Below are 18347 nucleotides of genomic sequence, written 5' to 3'. Positions count from 1 at the left end.
CCTCCCCAATTTGGCATAATAAAATTAGCAATCTATTCCTGTATTACTTTGCAGTAATTTTATTGCCTTGCTTCCTCAAAAAATCTCTAGCCAGTTTCTCGAGCCTCTTTTTGTCCGGCTTGCGTGCGGGCGTCTTTGGAAGCTCGTCAAGCAAGACGATTGCTCGCGGAATCTTGTAGTTGGTCAGGTGCTCGGCGCAGTGATTTAGGAGTGTCTTTTCAGTAATCCCGGCCCCCTGGTCGATTGCTACAAAAGCAAAGGGCACTTCACCCTTGCGATCGTCAGGCACTGAGATTACAGCCACATCCGTGACCTCCGGAACTTGGGAAATTACTTCCTCGATCTCGCTGGGATAGACATTAAATCCCGCAACAATGAGCATGTCTTTCTTGCGGTCGACGACTGTCAGAAAACCATCCGAAGTCAAACATCCGATGTCCCCGGTGGGGAGCCATCCGTCATCTGCACATGGTGGAAGGCCCATGTATTGCTCAATGACACGTTCTCCGCGGATCAAAATTTCACCGTTCTCATTCGGATCCAGCCGCTTGCCACTTCCATCGAGCGCAGCAATGGCCACCTCGATACCGGGCAATGGGAGGCCAGCAGTGCCGTACTTGTGCGAGCCGTCGAGTGGTTGCGCCGTCAGTGGGCCGCCTTCTGTCATGCCAAATGCCTCGAGTATCGGAAGGCCGGTCTTGGCCTCCCAACGCAGAAGGGTTTGCCGAGAGAATACCGAACCGCCGCCAGGGCACAGCCACAGCGCAGATAAGTCGGCATCAGGGGCTGCAAGGAGTCCCTGATAGATAGCCGCCGGACCACCGCTGAAGACGCTGACCCTGTGCTTTTCCATCAGACCTGCCGTGACGTCTGGCTGGAAGCGCGGAACGATTACGAGGGGAGCGCGCCCATAAACAGGATTGAAGCACCCCATGTGCAGGCCCCAGACATGGCTGACGGGGGCAACATTAAGCCAGACTTCTTCGTATAGGCGAGTAGGCCAAGCGGTTTGCATTGCCTTGATGCAGCTCATTTCCGAGCTTTGAGAGCGCCGGACACCCTTCGGTGCGCCCGTCGATCCACCCGTAAACATGATTATACAGGGGCTTTCGCCCGTTATTTCGAGTCCCGGCCGCTCTGGCGGCGTTTCCAGCAACTGCTCGATCGCAATGCCGCCCTCGCCCACGATCGCTAGTGGTTTACCAATGCTGCCGGCGGTGGCACCGGCGACCGTGGCGTTCTGTCCACCCGCCAGAACGAGATCGGGCTCCGCAATCCCGAACAACACTCCAAGTTCGCGCGGCGTATATTCGGCATTGACCATCGAAATCTCGGCACCAGCGCTCAATGCAGCGAAAATGGCGACGTTTGCCTCGATAGAATTCGGGATGGAAATCGCGACACGGCCTGATGGCGGGACAATCTCGCCAATGCGCGCAGCGAGACCTGCAACCGCAGAACCGTACTGCTCGTATGAGAGTTTTCGATCTCCCTCAATCAGTGCCAGCTTTTCAGGACAAGCTTCTACCGCGTCCCAGAACATGGTCACGACATCACTATATTCTTCGCGCAGGAAAGCTCGATCGCCTTCACTGAGACGACGAAGTATCTCGGTTCTGGTTTTCGACATCTGCATAAATACCATTTCGCCGGAAACTGTGTTAAGGATTTTGCGGCCAAGAAATACGGCTAGCGAGGATTTCAATTGCGACGGAGAAATGCGCGTATTTGGTCCAGAAACTGATGCTCACGCTCTAGCTGGACCCAGTGGCCGCATTGACCATAGACATGCATCTCGGAGCGCTTGAGGTGTTCGTGCATTCGCACTGCAACATGCAATGGAATCATCTTGTCTTCGCGGCCGTGCAGAATCAGCGTTGGCGCATCGATAGCTTTCAACTGCTCCAGCGGAATGCCCTTGACGATTCGTGGACCTTTCGATGCTTGATCAGCGCCAGGCTGCAGCTTGCGGATTGTCTCTTTCCCGCTGGCGATTTCCGCCACACGCAGGCGCGCGGCCACTGCCTCGTCGGTAACTATTGACGGATCGTATGGGAATGCCTTCATCATAGCGCGCATGGCGTCCATGCTGGGCTCGAAGGATCGGCTGTCCGCCAATCCCTGCGTCTGCTCAAACTCACCAGCCGGTGTGCCCATAAGAATAAGCGAGCGCACCTTGTCGGAATGAAAAGCCATCATTCCCAGCGCGAGGGCACCACCGAAGCTGTTGCCGACCAGCGTTACGCGGTCGAGGCCAAGGGCTTCTATAAAGCCCGCCAGATGCCGCGTCCACAGTTTGATGCCCGGCTTCTCTCCTTCAGGCAGTTGGCTAAAGCCGAAGCCCACGATGTCGGGGGCCAGAACCCTGTGCGTTTCCCCAAGTTTTGGCAGGATTCCTCGCCAGTTTTGCCAGGCGGTCACGCCCGGACCCGAACCGTGAAGGAGGATGACGGGGTCACCTTCTCCACAATCGTGATAATTTGTCTGGATACCGTCGACGTCTATCGACAACCCGATATCGGGAAGCTCCGTATTACCGGGCATACCTCTCTCCAAAGCAGCATTTCGCCAAATTCTTCTTCCTTGTCTGTTGCGAGGGACCTTGGAAGATGTCAATACGCTGGAGTATGGATGGTTGATCTGAAATAGACAAAAAACCAGAGGGTGAGAATTGATGGGAAAACTTTCGGGCCAAACAGCGTTAATCACTGGCGCGGCTTCAGGTATCGGCAAGGCAGTGGCGATACGTCTCGTCGAGGAAGGAGCGAATGTAGTTGCGTTGGATCGCAATGCCGACGCTCTCGCGGATTTGTCGGATCACTTGGGGGATCGGTGCTCTGTCCTCGCGGGAGATTGCACAGAGGCTGCGATCTGCGAAGCGGGCGTCGAACTTGCGCAGGAAAAATTCGGAAAACTGGACACCACGATAGCGAACGCCGGCGTTTACGACTGGTACAAGCGTATAGATCGCATGAAAATGGAAGACGTGGAGGCAGCGTTCGAGGAATTGTTCCGAATTAATGTGCTGTCGACTTTGCTCTTGGCGCGAGCTTCCGCAGATGCGTTGCGGAAATCCACGGGCTCTCTGATAGTGACCTGCTCCAATGCTAGTTTCAGAGCTGGCGGCGGTGGCACATTGTACACTGCCAGCAAGTTCGCACTGCGGGGCATAGTTTATCAACTTGCTTATGAATGGGCGCCGCAAATCCGCGTTAACGGCGTTGCTCCTGGCGGGACTGTCACGGGCCTTTCGGGATTGGACACACTGGAGAGCGCATCGCGTCGTCTCGATTCCGAACAGCGCACAGTTGAAATGGTGGCGAAGGCATCGCCACTGGCAAGGGCGGCAGAGGCGGAAGATCATGCCGGATGCTATGTGCTTCTCGCGTCACCTAGAGATGGAGTAAACCTAAATGGAACGATCCTGGTCAGCGATGGCGGATTGATCTCGCGAATGGGTTAGGCCGAGCACTTCAAGTCTTGTTACTTCGCTTCTCGCGAACCTCGTCCCCTGGCATTCGCAAAACATCGGAAACTGCCTCTGCCGCTTCAACGATGCGCGGAAAAAGCGTCAGCAAATCCTGTTCCGCTTTCTCGGGATCAACGTCGTTGCAGACCTCGGTGACTGACACCGCCGCCAACAGGCCGGTCCTGCCCCGTATCGGCACCGCGAGGCAGCGCAGCTCTGGATACATCTCCCCTCGATCTATCGCCCATCCCTGTCGGCGTACGCCGTTGATTTCTTGTCTCAGGTCATCGACATCGAATATTGTGTTGTCCGTAAGAGGAACGAAATCGCCCAAGGCAAGATAGTCTTCAAGCCTGTCCCGTTCCAGTTGAGCAAGCAGGGCCTTGCCAATCGCTGTGCAGTAAGCCTCGAGCTCGATCTCCTCCCGAGAAGGAGACCGTCGGCACCCGGATTCGGCCTTGACCAAATAGCGTACAAGATTGTCACGAAAGACGCCCAGATGCACCGTACGCCTGCAAGTCTTGGCGAGGTCTGCCATAATGGGCCGGGTTGCAGTGGTAATAATCGAATCGATATCCGCACGTACCGCTATTTCCACGCTGGCGATGCCGAGAGCGTATAATCCTCGACGTTGCCGGATTACAAATTTGCGCTCGACCAACGGCCTCAAGAGCCGGTGAGCTGTAGAAACGGGAATGCCGGTATGTTCGCAGATTTCCCTTACCGTCTTGGGCGCCGACGAAAGGCAACCGATCAGGTCGAGTATTCGCTCGACAACCGATGTGCTGGATGCATCGTTCATCTTGTCGCTCCTCTCACAGAGTGAGGCTCTAGGCCTCAATTGCCGCCGGTCAAGCTTGGCAGGGTGCCAAACGATAGCGCACAGACACAAACATAGATTGAAGACGCCGTTTTCGAACCGTGCCGGATTCGCTGACTGCTCAGATTGGACGGGCGGTGAATTGCTCGATGGTGGCCAGGAGACGAGATCGGCAAAAGATACAAGGGCGTTTCGATGCGCACGTTTGGGAGAATTTAAGGCAATGCCACTCGAAAGTTCAATAATATCTTCCCTGGGTGATGAACTCTACGGCGCACTGATCAAGGGCCGAACGGTTTCCAATCTGCGGGATCGCCATCCGGAGATAGATATTGTCGACGCCTATCGCGTCCAGGAACGAATGGTCGCGCGCCGTCTGGAAGCTGGCGAAAAGATCATCGGCAAAAAGATCGGCGTTACTTCCAAAGTGGTGCAGGAAATGATCGGGGTGTTCGAGCCTGATTTCGGACAATTGACCGATCGAATGCTGGTTCCCGATTGCGCTACGGTAGATCACAAATCACTCATCCAACCCAAGGCAGAAGGCGAAATTGCGTTCATCCTGCAACATGATCTCAACGGGCCTGGCGTGACCGCCGCCGATGTACTGGAGGCGACCGAATATGTCACTGCCTGTTTCGAGATCGTCGATAGCCGCATTCAAGACTGGGATATCAGAATTCAGGATACAGTCGCGGATAACGCCTCGTGCGGAATATTCGCGATAGGGACCGAGCGGGTCGATCCCCGTGAGATCGATCTGGCAAAAGTGGCCATGACAATCGAGTGTAATGGAGTCGAGGTTGCGAGCGGGATCGGCGCCGCTGTTCAGGGTTCCCCTCTTAACTCTGTCGCCTGGCTGGCCAATACGCTTGGCGAGCTTGGAATGCCGTTCAGGGCGGGCGAAATAATCCTTTCCGGAGCACTTGGTCCGATGATCGACATATCCAGCGGTGACACGCTGCAACTTAACCTCAGCGACGGGCTTGGGTCCTGTCGCATGATTTTTTCTTAGCCAATCGCGTGCTTCGGCAAGGATAGCAGCGAGGTGACAGACCTCGGCGCACTCTAGTGACAAAGTAAGGATGCTCGGATGGACAAAATTAAATGCGCAATAATCGGGCCGGGGAATATCGGCACCGATCTGCTTTACAAACTGCTTCGTTCCGAAGTTCTCGAACCCGTTTGGATGGTGGGTATTGAGGCCGGATCCGAAGGTCTGGCCCGCGCGAAGGAACTGGGCCTCAAGACCACTGCTGAAGGGGTTGACGGGCTGGTGCCTCACGCGATCGAGGATGGAGTGAGCATCGCGTTTGATGCGACTTCGGCCTATGTCCACGCCGAAAACAGCCGCAAGCTGAACGAGCTGGGCATTCTTATGATCGACCTGACGCCCGCCGCCCTTGGCCCGCTTTGCGTTCCCCCGGTGAATCTCAAGGATCTGGCAGGCCGTAAGGCAATGAACGTCAACATGGTCACATGCGCGGGTCAGGCCACGATTCCGATGGTCGCCGCCATCAGCAATGTTCAAAGCGTGGATTACGCCGAGATAATCGCAACGGTCGCGTCGAAGTCGATCGGAGTGGGTACTCGGAAGAATATCGACGAGTTCACGCGCACCACTTCTGCGGCAGTCGCGAAAGTGGGAGGTGCAGCGCAAGGCAAGGCTATCGTGGTCGTCAATCCGGCCGAGCCTCCGCTGATGATGCGTGACACCGTCTATTGCGAAACAGTCGACGAGCCGGATCAGGAAGCGATCACCGCATCCGTGCACGAGATGATTTCTGCTGTGCAACAATATGTCCCCGGCTACCAATTGAAGAACGGGCCAATTTTCGAGGGGCGCAAAGTCTCGATCTTTCTGGAAGTGCAGGGACTTGGCGATTTTCTCCCCAAATATGCAGGAAATCTGGACATCATGACTGCCGCTGCAGCGCGCACGGCCGAAATGTTTGCACAAGACATCCTTGATGGCCGACTTGAACTCTCACCATTGAAGGAGAACGCATGATGACACTCGAAGAACAGGTTAGGGGTAAAAAGCTCAAGCTGCATGATATGTGTCTGCGCGACGGCATGCATTCCATGCGGCATCAGATCACGCTGGATCAGATGGTCGATATCGCTTCCGGGCTTGATGACGCAGGGGTGCCGTTGATCCAGGTCACTCACGGTGACGGGTTGGGAGGATCATCCCTGAATTACGGTCGCGGACTCCATTCGGATAGCGAATATATCTCGGCAGTGGCCAAGGTAGTGAAAAAGGCGACTATCTCGGTACTCCATGTTCCGGGCATTGGCACTCTGGATGAGTTGCGGATGGCCGCCGATTGCGGGGCAGGATGTGTTCATGTCGCCTCGCATTGCACCGAAGCCGACGTTACCGAACAGCACATTGGCCTGGGACGGGAACTTGGGCTTGATACAGTCGGCTTTCTCATGATGGCGCATATGACGCCGCCCGAGCACCTGGTTGAGCAGGCGCTGTTGATGGAAGGGTATGGAGCAACAACAATCTACTGTGTTGATTCGGCAGGTTACATGCTGCCTGATGAAGTTACCGATCGCATCACCATCCTTCGCACAGCTTTGCAGGACGAAACCGAGATCGGATTTCACGCTCATCACAATCTCGGGATGGGAGTCGCCAATTCGCTGGCTGCTGTAGCCGCGGGCGCGGACCGCATCGACGGTTCGGCTGCCGGATTGGGTGCTGGCGCTGGCAATACACCCCTCGAACTGATGGCTGCCGTCGGAGAGCGATTGGGCATCGAAACCGGGGTGGATCTGTTTAAGCTGATGGACGTAGCAGAGGATCGGGTTTTGCCGATCATGCCTCAGCCGCCCCGTGCGGACAGGGATTCCATAACGCTCGGTTTTGCAGGGGTCTACTCAACCTTCCTGTATCAGGCCAAAGAAGCCGAACGTAAGTACGGCTTGTCTGCACGTGATATCTTGATGGAATTGGCTCGCAAGAAAATGATCGGGGGTCAGGAGGACATGATCGAAGACACCGCGCTCTCGATGGCCAAGGAACGCGATCTGGTTTGACGGCGATTCAAGCACTTCAAAACAGAACGAAGTTACGAAAGGCGTTGCTGTCGCTCCTTGTCGGGAGGCCAAATTGGACGAGAAGTCCTCGGACCCACGCGACAGGGAGCGGACAACCTCATCACCGCAGGCTTTGCTAAGAACTCTGCCTGGGGTCGTATCCTGCCGACCATTTGGCAAAGGCTCCGACCCGCCAAAATCGCGAACTCCCTGATTATCGGCGCTATATCGACTGTCACCTCATTGAAACCAAGTCTCGTTTTCTCTCCCGAAAGGGCAGACCGGCCATAGCGAAGCAATCCACACTATCTTGCGCTGCCGATCCTGACATTGCGGAATTGTCAAGGCCGTGGGGTGTTCCGATCAGCTGCGGTGCCAGAAACGACACCTGCTTCTCTACATCGTTCCGAGCCACTTTTCCCGCACGGTGGCAGCCGCCAAGAGGCCGTCAGCAACAGCGGCAAGAGTACTTTCGGGCAACCTACGCCGCCAGGCCTATGCAACAGATTCGGCCCAGTTGCGGGCAAGCAGAAGGGCCTTCACACAATCAAAGGAACGTATTGATGTTCTTTGCTTGCAAGACAGTTTCCTGCAAGATGACCTTCCTGCGCGCCAGTTGGAGCAGACCTTCTGAGTTCCGCCTGATTGTATCGACGCGTCTGGCTTTTAGTTCCATTTCATCGTCTTCAGTCCGATGACGATGGTTGAGGATCACAGAATGGACCGTCCACTCGTTAGAATCTTCAGTAGGTAAGACCTCGATATTGCCGATCAGGTGAAAATGCCTGGTGGGTGGATCTTCGGCCCATGCCGACGGCTGCTTGGCGCGTGCCACGCGGATCTTGAGATATTCGAGGCCGTCGTCGAAATAGGCCATTCGTTCGGAACTGAACTTCGCCTCATCCTTTCGATAGCGGGCCTGCACTCCTGGTACCCAATAATGGATATCGTCCGTCAGCAATTCTAGCCATTCATCATATTGCTCGTTATCGAGCAAACGGGCTTCTCGATACAGAAACTGCTGTATCTCCAAAAGTAACTCGGCTGACACAGAGCAGTGATCGCGCCGGGTGGTTTGTTCGAGAGTCTTCACATTTACCTCTGAATATTTCTAACGGACAGGAACGTCGGCCCAGGTTTCTGCACCCATCAGATCTGCCCAGCGCTGGTAGAAGGCCCGTTGGTTCGCTTCATTGATCTGGCTTTGATAAACATTGCCGCGCAGTTCCTCGTGTTCGATTTTCGAATCGAGGCCCATCCCGAAGTGAAGCTGTTGCTGCCGGGTCACCACGCCTACATTGACCGCCGTGCAATTCTCGAAGTTCTCGCCGTCATCCATTTCGAACACACCCGCCGGAGAAAAGGTTAACATTACCCCGCGGCGATATTCTTCCTTGAGTTCTTCCGGGGCATTTGCGTTCAGGAACACCCAGGTGTGAAGTTCCGTGCTCCTTGGACCCTTGGGGTTCCATGTCCGAAAAGTGTTGTGACCTGCCAGGAAGGAAAGATTGGGAAAGACGTTAGCGGAGCTTAGAGCGCCTACCATCCTGCTGCGAACCTTCCCCAGACGTTCGGCAAATTTCGCCTCCTGCTCACGCAGATAGTCGATAATCGGCGGTGAATTGAGCGTTGCCGCGTTCCCAATGAAATCCAGTCCAAACTCCCAGCCGTGGCCGTTCGCATTGGCATGATAAGAACGGTCAGGTCGCATGGTCGGCTGTTTTCCGAACATTGCGATCAAGGCTGAGCTATGCGTCCAGGGAGCGTGATACGAGTCGCCCACGAAGTTCTCTGCCGGGAATTTCCAATTGCATTTGAGCCGAGATTTGATGTTGCCATCGATAAACTCGATACCACCTTCGTCATTGTCGAGGATCACATCTAGATACCAGCGAAATTCGCCTAGATATTCCTCAAGCGACGGGGCCTCCGGGTCGAAGCAGGCGAAATGCATCCCCTTATAGCTTTCGACACGCGCCTTGTGCAGGCCAAGCTTGGACTTATCGAGGTTCGATTTTCCACTATAGGACTGCGGGCGACTGACATTCTTCAAGCTACCGTCGAGACCGTAGGACCAGCCATGAAAATTGCATGTGAACCGCCGGGAGTTGCCCGCCTCTGCAAAGCACACGCGATTACCTCGATGCGTACAGGAGTTGAGAAAGGTGTGGATCTTGCCGTCTTCGCCACGCGACACGATGACCGCATCTTCACCGATTGTCGTCGTTAGAAAATCGCCAACATTGGGCAATTGCGTGTCATGCGCGACAAAAATCCAGCATCGCGCAAAAATCCGTTCAAGCTCCAGGTTGTAGATAGATTCGTCCCAGAAGATCCGGCGGTCAATATTTCCCGCTTCGGCGTCGACGAGTTCCTCGATGCCCGCAGCCAATTTTGCATTACTATCCGGCTTCAAGAGCGATTCAGTCATGTCATTCTCCAGCTATTCGAACCCGACCCGTTCAGGCGGGCAGTATCTCCGCAAAGCCGAGGCCGGTAACGCCGCCATCCCAGGCTTCGTAAGCGAGCACTTCGCCTCGGCCCGCCGGCAGAGCACCCATCACTGCAAGAAAATGACGAATCTCCATTCCACCGTTGCCGCCTTCGCGCATTATTTCCTCGTCTGTCATTGAAAGGAGAGGGGTCGCATCGCCGGAAACGATGCAGTCGAGGACCTTCCGATCAAACTCGGAATTGATGCGCCCCATTTCTCCGGTGCCCACCCAGTGGCTGATCCCTCCGCTGCCGATCAACACTACGGATTCGTCTACGGGCATTTTCGCAATGGCATCGCCAATCATTCGTCCGAAATCATATGCCCTTTGGAGACGAACATACGGCGCTACGCCACTCGCCATATAAACGGGAACCGTCTTGACCGACCCGTCGGCCGGAAGGGCAAGCTGGGCGGGCACCCCGATTGCATGATCCACCCCCAAGTCGCGCGCCACAGACACGTCGAAGCCGCTTTGATGGGCATGGCCGACCAAATACTCTGCGAAACCCGGATCGCTGGCGATCGGTGAATCTCCAACACCGGGCAACCGGTCAATGGGACCATGAAGCTCGCCTGTCGGGATAAGAAACTGTGGCAGACAGCGAGGGCCGAAGAGAATATAATGGTCCGCGCCGAAGATGATCGCCTTCGTCGCGCCGGACTTGCTTACTTTGTCGCGAATTTCCGAATAAGCGCCAATCAGGTGGTCGCGCTCTTTCTTCTTTGGGTTCACAAACAACAATGGATCATGCGGCATGATGAAGCCGCCGACTATTTCGGCCATCTTGAAACTCTCCTAAAGATAGACGGGTAAGCGCTTCGCTGCCGCCGGCCTCTCACTTCATTCGCTTACCGTCTCGAGCTGTGACGTCAGCGTCGGAACGCGGGACAGATAATCCGGCATCGATTGCGGTCCGTTTACGCTTGTCCAGAAGCCCATCAGAAGCATCGGGTTAATGCCGTACTCGAAGAGTCCCTCGGCATTCATGGACAAGACCATGTCGCGTTCTAGCTCGCTGAGGGCGTACTTCTCTGCGAAAGCTGTGGCATCCTCGCGAAACGCTGCGCGGGAATTCCGTTTGGTACTCACGTCGTAAAACAGTTGCTCGACGGCTCCAAAACTCATCTGTCACGTCCCTTCCGGCACCTCAGATATCGTTCAATCGGATCTTCGGGTCGAAAAGTCAATACGCAAGAGTATGGTTTTGCCTTCGAGGTCGCTGAGCCGGCCCAATCAGACCGTTTGCTGCTACATGGCAATCACGACTTTACCTACCGTTCCGCGAGAGCGCAGCGACTCCATTGCTGAAACGAGTTCATCCATTTGATACACATCCCGAATTAGGGGGCGAATTTCGCCTCTGGCACATTGATTAACCAGCTTCTGCTGTATGGTGCGAATCGCTTCCGGCGAGCGGTCGAAGCTCCAGTATACACCGTGCACACTGGCGGACTTAACCAGCATGTAGTTCGCCTTGAGCGCCTGAACCGTCCCACCGGCAAAGCCGCATACTAACAGCCTGCCCTCCCATGCCAGAAGACGCAGACTCTGTTCCGAAGTTTCGCCGCCGACCGGATCCATGACGATATCGACCCCATCTGGTGCCAGAGCTCTTACTCGCTCGGACCAGTCAGATTGACGATAATCGATCACATGATCAGCCCCATTCTCTTTAGCGATTCGCCGCTTGTCTTCGTCGCCTGCCGTGGCAACGATGCGAGCTCCCGCTGCTTTTGCAAGCTGAGTGGCAGCGATGCCCAATCCGCCTGCCGCCGCATGGATTAGGACCGTATCTCCCTTCTTGAGATTACCCTTTTCGAAAAGGGCGACATGGGCAGTGGTGTAGGAAACCGGAAGCGCGGCGGCCACCGAGGCTGGTAAGTCTCCTATCGCCATCAGACGGTCAGAAGCGACGCCACAATATTGTGCAAAGGCACCACTGCGGACCTGACATGCGACCTTGTCACCGGGAGAGAATCGAGAACCCGGGATTGCCTCGACGACCGTTCCCGCCAACTCGTTGCCTGGCACAAACGGCGGTTTTATCCGATCCTGATATTTTCCTGCAATCGCGATTTCGTCCGCAAAATTCAGACCTGCAGCGTCAATCTTGACCAGAGTGTCCGCCCGATTCTCTTGCCCTTCCCCCAGCTTCGGCATGGCAGTTTGTCCTAAGACCATCTCCTCCGGATTGCCATATTTCCTGACGATCCAAGCCTTCATGGTTTCCAACTCAAACTCCCGTGTCCGCAAATTACCATTCGCATAGGTATGGAGATTGCGGCAAGACTGCAATTGGGGCATAAAAGCAATGGCTCGCATGAATTTCCGAGCCTTTTCCCCTCTGGCCTAAAAACCGGCCGCACTGAGTGGTCCGCACCGATTGTTTCTACAAGTCTGCTTCTGGCACCAATACGGTCCGCTGGTGGAACGTGGCGGAACGGGATGGCAGCCGTGGCGGTGTCACGCCTTCCCTGGAACAAGGCCGATAGTGAAACGAGCTGTGAGACCCGGCGGTGCTGTATCAAGGTCAAGCAGTAGTCATTCGCTTATACAGGTATCATTCGCCGGATCTGTCCGATGCGCCATCGTCGAAGCGAGAGACTGAGATGATTACCTTGCACCTCCCAGAAGGAGCAGATTGTATAGCGTGAGTTCTGACGCCGCGCGCTGCAACCGGGGGATTCCTTTGCATGCTCTTTCGGAAGCTGCGCCTGATCCATTTTGAGGCTGGCATTCCCCTTGCGCTAGCGATATTGGCTCGGCTCGCCGACACCGATCCCGCGGCACAGATCCGCGATCGTTCCGCCCTGCACCCGAACAATCTCCACTACTCGCAGCTTAGCGATGTTTTCTTTCAGATGGTGCTTCCTCACCATTCCGTCACTCTCTTAACCAATTCAAAAATAGAAATCGGGCCAATTAGAAGAGTGCAGATCAGCTAACATGCCGGTAGTCGCAGTAGATCAGCGTCACTTTAATTTCGTGGATGTTCTGGTTCATCTCGGTCCTTGGAGCTTGTTTGCTCGGCTTCTCTTAGGTCTAATGATGCTGCTGCTAGACCTATCTGGCCCAACGCTCGCTGTTTCATTGCGATAACAGGACAGAGACTGAAAGGCGATTCCTGAGTTCCGACCGGAATATTTTCGAACGAACATCCTGCAAGACAGCAATAAACCCTAATAAGCCAGGCGCATAGCTAGGTGACACGGTTTGCGACGGGGCTACAAAACGATGGTAGCCGGTCCCCTCTTGCCGAGACGATCGATCGTCTTGGCGTTATTCATCCTATAACCTCGCTTGCCGGGCCGTAGCCTGCATCCTCCGGGATGGTCAGGATATTCTTGCCATCTCGCTGCAAGACCCACGGCAGGACAGGCACGATCGTGCGCGCCTGCGCGCGATCTACGCAGTCCGTAGCACTGTTCGCCTTGGACAACAGTTCCAGGTTCAGTCGGGTCGGGAAAATGACCGTGCGCTCGCCCGATTGCCCCATCTCCAGAGCACGATTTGGTGACAGCCATTCGGCATCTACCGTCTCATAGCCATCGCACGCGGCAATTTGGCGTTCCGGGGCTCGAGCGACGTAGAACCAGGTGTCGAACCGCTTCTTCATGAAGACCGGGGTAATCCACCGGGCAAAATCGGTGAGGCTATCGAGCCGCAAGATCACATCGGACTCCCGGACGACATCGAGGAACGATCTTTCCCCCTGTTCGACTGCCCGGCGGCTGTCCGGGTCACAGGCCCCTTCGAAAGGGCTGCCATCGCGGTTGACCGCCAGCAAAATGCCAGCCTCCTCGTAAGCTTCGCGGATCGCAGCGATCTTTAAAATTCTCTGGGTCGTATCGACCTGATCCCGCCCGTCGCAGTAAGCGGCCCATTCCTCCAGAGAATCATCGGAGTGGGGTTTCCCGCCGGGGAAGACCAGTGCGCCAGATGCGAAGTCTATCTGATGATGTCGCTTCACCATGAGAACCTGAAACTCCGGTTCATCCCGCACCAGCAGCATGGTGGCGGCAGGCACCGCCTCGGCTGGTTTCTGTTCGGTCATTTCCACTCTTCTCCCTTGATGTAGCCAATATCGGTGCCGGGCGGCCGTGATCTAAGCGTTCAACGCGTATGGTCTTATCAGTTCCATCTAGGAATGAGTGCTATTCCCGCGAAAGCCAGAACAATGCCTGCCAGTAACAACGATTGGTCGGCCAGCAATGCGGCAGAGACGATCAATGCGGCGACCACCGGACCCTTGACGGGGGTGCTGCGGTCCTCTTCCCGCGTCAGATGGTTCAGGCTGGCTGGGTCGATGGACACCTGAATCGTACCTGATCGAGCGACCGAGGCAACGTTCTCGATTAGCTCGGGCAGCGATGCCGAGAAATCAAGCAGCCCACTGCGGACCTTGGCCAAATGATCCCGCGCGGCTCCGATCGAAAATCGCTCGGCAAACAATTGCATCACGATCGGCTTCGTTTCTTCGGCGATATTGTAGTCCGGCGCCAAAGAGCGAACGAAGCCTTCTGCGGTCAGCAGGGTGCGCAGCAAAATAGCGAGGTCGGGCGGCAATACGAGGCGATACTCGCGCAACAATCCGAAAACCCGATCGAAGATTGCCGAGAATTCAATCCCCGCAAGAGCTGTGCCGCGAAATTCCTCGATCAGCTCATCCAGATCCATCGCCAATTGCGCGCGGTCCACGAGTGGATTGCCTGCCCAGTCAAGCAGCAGATCGGCCACCTTGTCTATCTGATCGTTCGCGATAGCAAAAATCAGGCGGACGATTTCCTGACGCCGCGCGCCGCTGAGAAAGCCGACCGAGCCGAAATCGATGAAGCCTACCTGGTTCCCTTCCATCCAGAAGACGTTGCCGGGATGCGGGTCGCCATGAAACTCTCCGTTGAGAAGGATCATCCGTAGCACCGCATCGGCATAGCGCTTCGCGAACCGGGCATTATCTCCCTGACCAGTTGCCGGGGGCCGCGACGCAGGCTTTCCGACCAGGGCTTCCTGCACATTGATCGTCATGCCTGTAAGTTGCCAGTGGATCGCGGGGGTCTTCACCCCAAGCATCTCCAGATAACCGCCAATCCGTTCACAAGCGCGTGCTTCTGCCGCCAGGTCCATCTCCCGCGCTAAATTCTTGGCGAATGTCTGGAGGAACTGCACGGGTCGATAGCGGGCAATGTCGCTTGACCGACGCTCGGCGAGGCCCGCGAGCCGTGTCAACAGCCTCATGTCCGCCTCGATCCTGGGCGCCATGCCGGGTCGGCGGACTTTCACGATAGTCTCGCTTCCGTCCAGCAGGGTTGCGACATAAGTCTGCGCGATAGAGGCTGAGGCGATCGGGTTTCTCTCGAAAGCGGCGAATTCACATTCCCAGTCGCTGCCCCAAGCCGATACAATCACCGGTTCGATCTTATCGAACGGCAGCGGTTCCACCTGGTCGTGGAGAGTGCCGAACGCGGAAATCCAGGGTTGTGTAAACAGATCGCTTCTGGTCGCCAGGAGCTGGCCAAGCTTTATTCCGACAGGGCCGACATCGCGCAACAGCGCCACCACCGATGCAGGACGCAAGTCCTCGGTATCTGGCTCCTTCTCCGAAACCGGCATAACGCCAAATAAGCTTCCGAGATTTTTCAGACCGTGCCGGGCGAAAATCTGACCGAGTTCTGCTAGCCGCGTCAGTTCACCGACACTGTTTTCCAGATCATGCTTCATCGGCTTTCTTCGCAAGTGTCAGCCTGCTTCTGATTCTCCGCAACTTTTCGAAGCATCGTACGCAGGAGGTCGATTTCAGGCGCAGACATTTCCTTCCAGAGAATTTCGTGGAGTCGATCAGCCGCTTCGCGCAGTTCTGGCCAGATGGTTCTTACTTGCTCGGTGAGGTGGAGGTTCCAAACTCTTCGATCGTGCGCCGCCCGCTCTCGCTCGATCAAACCTTTTTCAACCAAAACTGCGACAGCCTGTCCTATCGTCGCCGATTCAAGCTCAAGCAGGCGAGAAATCTCGGTCTGTGTTAGCGTAGGTTCCCTCAACAAGGACGCGATGATCCGCCATTGTGTTTGATTGAGGTCGAGCCCCACGATCAGAGCGTCGAACGTCCGCCGAGCGGTCCTGTTCACCTCTTCTAGCAAATATAGAATGTCATCCTTTTCGTTGGGGGCGTAATCACGTATCTCATCTTTCGACATATGCTTATCCATCGCGCTATCTTGGAAGGCTCGCGCAAGCCTGGCGTGTTCAAGCTCAGCGTCGACCATATTCGCTAGCAGTGCCGCCATGCAAACACTCGCTGATTTCACGCTACAGCAGAAATTGAATCCGAGGGTCGCTCGAGCTGATAAGGTACCGAACGGCGCTGGGTAAGTGCGAGGGCTCCGGCCACCTCGCCTGCCACGACTGCCGGGATCTTATGATCGCATGCGCTCGGCGTCCCTCATCTGAGCATAAGTCCCCCCTGAAGGGCAACGTGGGGTGCGAATGCGGGGCGCGGGCTCGATTTCGAGTGATTATGGCTCGCTGCCCAGATTGTCATGCATCTTGGCCAGCGATCCGCGTAAGCGTTCCAGTTCCCCAAAACGGATCCCCCCGAGCAAGCGAGCATGCACCGCATCAGCTTCTACTCGCATCTTGGGAAGTAGCTCGATCGCGGCAGGGCGTAAATGAACCCGCCAAACGCGCCTGTCGTTCTTCGCGCTGCGTCTTTCTACCAGCTCAAGTTCTTCCAGGCGATCAATAGTCCGGCCGATGCTAGCGCGCTCTAGTTCCAGTTCCCGAGCCAGCTCTGTCTGGGTCATGCCTGGGCTCCGAAAGAGATAAGCCAATGCACGCCATTGCGTCCGCGTGAGCCCGAATTGTTCAACCGAAGAATCGACGGTCCTGCGCAAACGCCGGGTCACTTCCTCCATAAGAAAGAACAGCCGATCGGTATCGGTGAGGAAACTTGCCCCCTTTGTATCCGGGTCATAGTCCGTCGTGGCCGCCATCCTGGGCAACCTACCATAACCGATCAGGAAATAAAGCCGTTTACTGTAAACCGATTTACAATATAGAGGTTGCGGTATGCAGTCGCAAACTTTCCATATCGGGGGAGATGGTGGCATCTCCATAGCAGCCGAAGCGACCGGAAATGCCGATGCTTTACCGGTCTTGCTCGCGCATGGGGGCGGCCAGACCCGTCACGCATGGAAACGTGTCACAGCCGATCTCGCCAATGCGGGATTCCGTGCGATCGCAATTGATATGCGCGGTCACGGCGACAGCGAATGGTCTGCCGAGGGCGCTTACGAAACGCGCGACTTCGCTTCAGATCTCGTTGCGATTGCTTCAAAAATAGACCGCAAGCCAGCGCTCGTCGGGGCCTCCCTTGGCGGGCTGGCCGGACTGATCGCCGAAGGACACCTTGCGCCGGGCCGCTTCGCGTCGCTCACTCTCGTCGACATCGCGCCGCGTATGGAAACGGGGGGCGTTATGCGCGTAGTCGGCTTTATGGAGGAGCACGTGGAGACCGGTTTCTCTTCACCCGACGAAGCGGCAGAGGTCATCGCGCGTTACATGCCACATCGCCGCAAGCGCGGAGCCGGCAAGGGTTTACGGCGCTATCTGCGAGAGAAGGAAGACGGCCGCTACTACTGGCATTGGGATCCGGCCTTTATCCGCAACATTACGCTAGCCAAGCGAAGCGATCCGGCTCATCAGGAACGCCAATTTGATGCGCTGAACGATGCAGCCAGCAGGCTTTCGCTGCCATTGCATATTATTCGCGGCGGATCGAGCGATCTGGTCTCCGAAGACGCGGTCGCGCAATTGCTCGAACTTGCTCCACACGCTGAATACACCGACATCGCAGAGGCAACACATATGGTGGTTGGCGATGCCAACGATGCCTTTTCGGCAGTGATACTCGATTTTCTCAAGCGTAATCACAGTGCGCAGGGAGCCGTTACATGACCGATAATCCGACAAGGATCGATCCTAAGCGCCTCGAAGAGATCCTGCAGATTGCCCCGTTTCACCGGTGGCTTGGCCTCACTTTACGGTCATGTTCGAGCGAGCAGCTTGAACTGGAGATGCCTTGGCGCGACGAGATCGTGTCAAACCCGGCAATCGGTTCAGCGCATGGCGGCGTGCTCGCCTCTCTGATCGATTTAACCGGGCTCTACACCTTATTGTCGCAAGGTACAGGGGCCAAGGCGACCGCCGATCTGAGGGTCGACTACCACCGCCCGGCAACCTCGGGACCACTCGTAGCATCGGGCAAAATAATCAAGATCGGTAAAACTATCTCGGTCGCTGAAACACGTGTATACGGTCCTACTGGCAACCTTTTGGCTAGCGGCCGCGGTGCCTACGTATGCTAGCAGCGTTATCCTAATGGAACTAACTGCAGGGCGAAAATTAGCAGGTCTGTTCCTCGAAGACCTGCAAAATAGTCCCACGACTTTCAGAGCGATTTGCGTCACGATAGCCGCCTTCCAATGAGTGACGTGACCCCCTGATTTTCCCCCAG

At 55.8% G+C, this 18347-nt stretch carries 19 protein-coding genes; 7 read left to right on the top strand and 12 right to left on the bottom strand.

What is annotated here, in order from left to right:
- Nucleotides 1–43: 43 nt before the first annotated feature.
- Together SGRAN_RS07940 and SGRAN_RS07935 are read right to left on the bottom strand one after the other, a co-directional pair.
- Nucleotides 44–1630, bottom strand: coding sequence for a class I adenylate-forming enzyme family protein (locus SGRAN_RS07940; RefSeq protein ID WP_210434215.1), 1587 nt, complete (start codon nucleotides 1628–1630; stop codon nucleotides 44–46).
- A gap of 71 nt (nucleotides 1631–1701) precedes the next feature.
- Complete coding sequence (locus SGRAN_RS07935) at nucleotides 1702–2544, bottom strand: alpha/beta fold hydrolase (RefSeq protein WP_067182368.1); 843 nt, start codon at nucleotides 2542–2544, stop codon at nucleotides 1702–1704.
- 130 nt (nucleotides 2545–2674) lie between these two features.
- On the opposite strand from SGRAN_RS07935, the gene SGRAN_RS21590 reads away from it, so the two are divergent.
- Nucleotides 2675–3463, top strand: a complete 789-nt coding sequence (locus tag SGRAN_RS21590) for an SDR family NAD(P)-dependent oxidoreductase (protein ID WP_082737146.1) — start codon at nucleotides 2675–2677, stop codon at nucleotides 3461–3463.
- 10 nt (nucleotides 3464–3473) lie between these two features.
- Here the strand turns inward: SGRAN_RS21590 and SGRAN_RS07930 are convergent, their stop codons facing one another.
- A complete protein-coding gene (locus tag SGRAN_RS07930; protein ID WP_067182365.1) occupies nucleotides 3474–4271 on the bottom strand; it encodes an IclR family transcriptional regulator in 798 nt (265 codons plus the stop codon).
- 97 nt (nucleotides 4272–4368) lie between these two features.
- Here SGRAN_RS07930 and SGRAN_RS07925 point away from each other — a divergent pair, with 97 nt between their 5' ends.
- From SGRAN_RS07925 to dmpG, 3 genes are all read left to right on the top strand, one after another.
- Nucleotides 4369–5304, top strand: a complete 936-nt coding sequence (locus tag SGRAN_RS07925) for a fumarylacetoacetate hydrolase family protein (RefSeq protein WP_455363800.1) — start codon at nucleotides 4369–4371, stop codon at nucleotides 5302–5304.
- Between the two features lie 78 nt (nucleotides 5305–5382).
- Nucleotides 5383–6300: an acetaldehyde dehydrogenase (acetylating) gene (locus SGRAN_RS07920; protein WP_067182363.1), complete on the top strand. Its 918-nt coding sequence runs from the start codon at nucleotides 5383–5385 to the stop codon at nucleotides 6298–6300.
- Nucleotides 6300–7340 (top strand): 4-hydroxy-2-oxovalerate aldolase, encoded by a 1041-nt coding sequence (gene dmpG / locus SGRAN_RS07915; RefSeq protein WP_067186976.1) that lies wholly within the window; start codon nucleotides 6300–6302, stop codon nucleotides 7338–7340. The genes SGRAN_RS07920 and dmpG overlap by 1 nt, the downstream gene beginning before the upstream one ends.
- A 547-nt stretch (nucleotides 7341–7887) precedes the next feature.
- On the opposite strand, the gene SGRAN_RS07910 is transcribed toward dmpG, so the two are convergent.
- The 5 genes from SGRAN_RS07910 to SGRAN_RS07890 all read right to left on the bottom strand — a co-directional run bounded on the left by SGRAN_RS07910 (nucleotide 7888) and on the right by SGRAN_RS07890 (nucleotide 12160).
- Nucleotides 7888–8433, bottom strand: a complete 546-nt coding sequence (locus tag SGRAN_RS07910) for a 3-phenylpropionate/cinnamic acid dioxygenase subunit beta (protein ID WP_082737145.1) — start codon at nucleotides 8431–8433, stop codon at nucleotides 7888–7890.
- Between the two features lie 18 nt (nucleotides 8434–8451).
- Complete coding sequence (locus SGRAN_RS07905) at nucleotides 8452–9771, bottom strand: SRPBCC family protein (protein ID WP_067182357.1); 1320 nt, start codon at nucleotides 9769–9771, stop codon at nucleotides 8452–8454.
- A gap of 31 nt (nucleotides 9772–9802) precedes the next feature.
- Nucleotides 9803–10621 (bottom strand): DODA-type extradiol aromatic ring-opening family dioxygenase, encoded by an 819-nt coding sequence (locus tag SGRAN_RS07900; protein WP_067182354.1) that lies wholly within the window; start codon nucleotides 10619–10621, stop codon nucleotides 9803–9805.
- A gap of 57 nt (nucleotides 10622–10678) precedes the next feature.
- A complete protein-coding gene (locus SGRAN_RS07895; RefSeq protein WP_067182352.1) occupies nucleotides 10679–10963 on the bottom strand; it encodes a hypothetical protein in 285 nt (94 codons plus the stop codon).
- A gap of 123 nt (nucleotides 10964–11086) precedes the next feature.
- Nucleotides 11087–12160 (bottom strand): NADPH:quinone oxidoreductase family protein, encoded by a 1074-nt coding sequence (locus SGRAN_RS07890; RefSeq protein WP_067182350.1) that lies wholly within the window; start codon nucleotides 12158–12160, stop codon nucleotides 11087–11089.
- Between the two features lie 371 nt (nucleotides 12161–12531).
- Between SGRAN_RS07890 and SGRAN_RS07885 the strand changes: the two genes are divergently transcribed.
- Nucleotides 12532–12783, top strand: coding sequence for a hypothetical protein (locus tag SGRAN_RS07885; RefSeq protein ID WP_067182347.1), 252 nt, complete (start codon nucleotides 12532–12534; stop codon nucleotides 12781–12783).
- 338 nt (nucleotides 12784–13121) lie between these two features.
- Here SGRAN_RS07885 and SGRAN_RS07880 read toward each other — a convergent pair whose 3' ends face one another.
- The 4 genes from SGRAN_RS07880 to SGRAN_RS07865 form a co-directional block, all read right to left on the bottom strand.
- Nucleotides 13122–13892 (bottom strand): NUDIX hydrolase, encoded by a 771-nt coding sequence (locus tag SGRAN_RS07880; RefSeq protein WP_067182344.1) that lies wholly within the window; start codon nucleotides 13890–13892, stop codon nucleotides 13122–13124.
- A gap of 77 nt (nucleotides 13893–13969) precedes the next feature.
- Nucleotides 13970–15556 (bottom strand): ABC1 kinase family protein, encoded by a 1587-nt coding sequence (locus tag SGRAN_RS07875; protein ID WP_067182342.1) that lies wholly within the window; start codon nucleotides 15554–15556, stop codon nucleotides 13970–13972.
- Complete coding sequence (locus SGRAN_RS07870) at nucleotides 15553–16119, bottom strand: MarR family winged helix-turn-helix transcriptional regulator (protein ID WP_067182339.1); 567 nt, start codon at nucleotides 16117–16119, stop codon at nucleotides 15553–15555. Before SGRAN_RS07870 ends, SGRAN_RS07875 begins: the two co-directional genes overlap by 4 nt.
- A gap of 228 nt (nucleotides 16120–16347) precedes the next feature.
- Nucleotides 16348–16824, bottom strand: coding sequence for a MarR family winged helix-turn-helix transcriptional regulator (locus SGRAN_RS07865; RefSeq protein WP_067182336.1), 477 nt, complete (start codon nucleotides 16822–16824; stop codon nucleotides 16348–16350).
- Between the two features lie 76 nt (nucleotides 16825–16900).
- Between SGRAN_RS07865 and SGRAN_RS07860 the strand changes: the two genes are divergently transcribed.
- On the top strand, nucleotides 16901–17788 hold the full coding sequence (locus SGRAN_RS07860) for an alpha/beta fold hydrolase (RefSeq protein ID WP_067182333.1): 888 nt from the start codon (nucleotides 16901–16903) through the stop codon (nucleotides 17786–17788).
- Complete coding sequence (locus tag SGRAN_RS21585; RefSeq protein WP_082737144.1) at nucleotides 17785–18198, top strand: hotdog fold thioesterase; 414 nt, start codon at nucleotides 17785–17787, stop codon at nucleotides 18196–18198. Before SGRAN_RS07860 ends, SGRAN_RS21585 begins: the two co-directional genes overlap by 4 nt.
- Nucleotides 18199–18347 lie beyond the last annotated feature (149 nt).

Source organism: Sphingopyxis granuli, assembly GCF_001559015.1.
In the GTDB taxonomy this organism is placed as follows: domain Bacteria; phylum Pseudomonadota; class Alphaproteobacteria; order Sphingomonadales; family Sphingomonadaceae; genus Sphingopyxis; species Sphingopyxis granuli.
This window is presented reverse-complemented; position numbering and strand designations above follow the sequence as displayed.

Coding starts and splice junctions, on each gene's coding strand:
- SGRAN_RS07900 (WP_067182354.1), bottom strand. CDS start 10,621: ATGGCCGAAATAGTCGGCGGCTTCATCATGCCGCATGATCCATTGTTG.
- SGRAN_RS07930 (WP_067182365.1), bottom strand. CDS start 4,271: ATGAACGATGCATCCAGCACATCGGTTGTCGAGCGAATACTCGACCTG.
- SGRAN_RS07940 (WP_210434215.1), bottom strand. CDS start 1,630: ATGTCGAAAACCAGAACCGAGATACTTCGTCGTCTCAGTGAAGGCGAT.
- dmpG (WP_067186976.1), top strand. CDS start 6,300: ATGACACTCGAAGAACAGGTTAGGGGTAAAAAGCTCAAGCTGCATGAT.
- SGRAN_RS07870 (WP_067182339.1), bottom strand. CDS start 16,119: ATGGCGGCACTGCTAGCGAATATGGTCGACGCTGAGCTTGAACACGCC.
- SGRAN_RS07875 (WP_067182342.1), bottom strand. CDS start 15,556: ATGAAGCATGATCTGGAAAACAGTGTCGGTGAACTGACGCGGCTAGCA.
- SGRAN_RS07935 (WP_067182368.1), bottom strand. CDS start 2,544: ATGCCCGGTAATACGGAGCTTCCCGATATCGGGTTGTCGATAGACGTC.
- SGRAN_RS07905 (WP_067182357.1), bottom strand. CDS start 9,771: ATGACTGAATCGCTCTTGAAGCCGGATAGTAATGCAAAATTGGCTGCG.
- SGRAN_RS07885 (WP_067182347.1), top strand. CDS start 12,532: ATGCTCTTTCGGAAGCTGCGCCTGATCCATTTTGAGGCTGGCATTCCC.
- SGRAN_RS07860 (WP_067182333.1), top strand. CDS start 16,901: ATGCAGTCGCAAACTTTCCATATCGGGGGAGATGGTGGCATCTCCATA.
- SGRAN_RS07920 (WP_067182363.1), top strand. CDS start 5,383: ATGGACAAAATTAAATGCGCAATAATCGGGCCGGGGAATATCGGCACC.
- SGRAN_RS07895 (WP_067182352.1), bottom strand. CDS start 10,963: ATGAGTTTTGGAGCCGTCGAGCAACTGTTTTACGACGTGAGTACCAAA.
- SGRAN_RS07865 (WP_067182336.1), bottom strand. CDS start 16,824: ATGGCGGCCACGACGGACTATGACCCGGATACAAAGGGGGCAAGTTTC.
- SGRAN_RS21585 (WP_082737144.1), top strand. CDS start 17,785: ATGACCGATAATCCGACAAGGATCGATCCTAAGCGCCTCGAAGAGATC.
- SGRAN_RS07880 (WP_067182344.1), bottom strand. CDS start 13,892: ATGACCGAACAGAAACCAGCCGAGGCGGTGCCTGCCGCCACCATGCTG.
- SGRAN_RS07890 (WP_067182350.1), bottom strand. CDS start 12,160: ATGCGAGCCATTGCTTTTATGCCCCAATTGCAGTCTTGCCGCAATCTC.
- SGRAN_RS21590 (WP_082737146.1), top strand. CDS start 2,675: ATGGGAAAACTTTCGGGCCAAACAGCGTTAATCACTGGCGCGGCTTCA.